Source organism: Streptomyces shenzhenensis, assembly GCF_021462265.1.
Lineage (GTDB): Bacteria > Actinomycetota > Actinomycetes > Streptomycetales > Streptomycetaceae > Streptomyces > Streptomyces shenzhenensis.
This window is the reverse complement of record NZ_JAJONF010000149.1, coordinates 1-1,377: the sequence shown is the minus strand read 5'-3', so window position 1 is coordinate 1,377 and position 1,377 is coordinate 1. Positions and strand designations below refer to the sequence as shown.

Sequence of the window (1,377 nt, the reverse complement as noted above, 5' to 3'; positions counted from 1 at the left end):
ACGATCCCGGCACGAGGCCGGGGGACACGGAAAGCCGACCGCCGGGCAGGGTCTCTTCGAACGTCTCCGCCTGCACTCGGGCCCACTCGACCGGACAGGTGCCCTACTGGTGAAAGCGGCCGCCGGCGGTGTCGGTGCGCTGGTCAGCCGGCCCGCGTACACCGTTACGGGGATGACCGTGACCGGTACGGCTTCCCGGCCCGGGACGGGCCGGCTTCGCCCGCGGTTCTGTGTTCGGAACACGGGACGGCACGACTGTCGCGAAGACCACCCCGGCCGGGTTCTGGCCGGCTGCCGGCCGGTTTTCGGCGGGCAGCCGGCCCAGGCTGCGGCGGCTTCCGGGAATTCCGACAGGACTGACATCGCTTTGACTCATGCAAGACGACCGGTCATATTAATGGGGCCGACGCCAGTGAACGGCGCAGGCGACCTCAAGGGGCCAGGAAGTACAAAGGCGACCGCGCCCCCGCCGAACATTCCCGCACTCGACCCACAGGAGCAGACCATGTCCGAGCAGACCTCCCCCCGCCCGACCGTCGCCGTCGCCTACCACTCCGGCTACGGGCACACGGCCGTGCTCGCCGAGGCTGTGCGGCGCGGGGCCTCGGACGCCGGAGCCGACGTGACCTTCGTGGACGTGACCACCGTCACCGACGAGCAGTGGCACCGGCTGGACGCCGCGGACGCGATCATCTTCGGGTCGCCCACCTACATGGGCGGCGCCTCGGCCGGCTTCCACACCTTCGCCGAGGCCACCAGCGGCCGCTGGGCCGAGGGACGCTGGGCGGACAAGCTTGCGGCAGGATTCACCAACTCGGCCTCCAAGAGCGGCGACAAGAACAACACCCTGGCATTCTTCGCCGCCTTCGCCGCCCAGCACCGGATGCTGTGGGTCAGCCTGGGCCTGGCTCCGGGCTGGAACTCCAGCTCCGCCTCCGAGCACGACCTGAACCGCCTCGGCTACTGGGGCGGAGCCGGCGCGCAGACCCCGTTGGACGGCGGAGTCGACACCGTCCACAAGGCGGACATCGCCACGGCCGAGCACCTGGGCGCGCGCGTCACCCGGCAGGCCGCCCTGATCAGCGCCGGACGCCACGCCCTCGCCGGCACGGTCTGAGCGTCGACGCGACCTTCCGGGGCGGTGCGCCGCCCCCCGACCCGCCCGGACGACCGGCACGAGGAGACGCCGTGAAGCTCTCTGCAGTCACGTCCCAACAGACAACTCCCCCACCCCAACGCCGGGCACTGCGCCGGCCGTCCGGCTCCGGGCGGCCCCTCGCCACCTTCGGCGTGGTGACCGCCTCGATCGCCGTCGCCTTCGGAGCCGGCGCCGGAAGCCCGCTCTTCGTGCTGTACCAGCACGAATGGGGCTTCCCT

General features: G+C 71.7%; 1 protein-coding gene and 1 pseudogene. Both read left to right on the top strand.

Annotation, left to right across the window (positions count from 1 at the left end):
* Positions 1 to 505: 505 nt before the first annotated feature.
* Positions 506 to 1,117 (top strand): flavodoxin family protein, encoded by a 612-nt coding sequence (locus LQ326_RS47150; RefSeq protein ID WP_234545373.1) that lies wholly within the window; start codon positions 506 to 508, stop codon positions 1,115 to 1,117.
* Positions 1,118 to 1,188: 71 nt separating this feature from the next.
* A pseudogene (locus LQ326_RS47145) lies at positions 1,189 to 1,377 on the top strand (MFS transporter); the annotation flags it as partial.

Bases quoted from the DNA above. Each gene is read 5' to 3' on its own strand.
- LQ326_RS47150 (WP_234545373.1), top strand. From the start codon at position 506: ATGTCCGAGCAGACCTCCCCCCGCCCGACCGTCGCCGTCGCCTACCAC.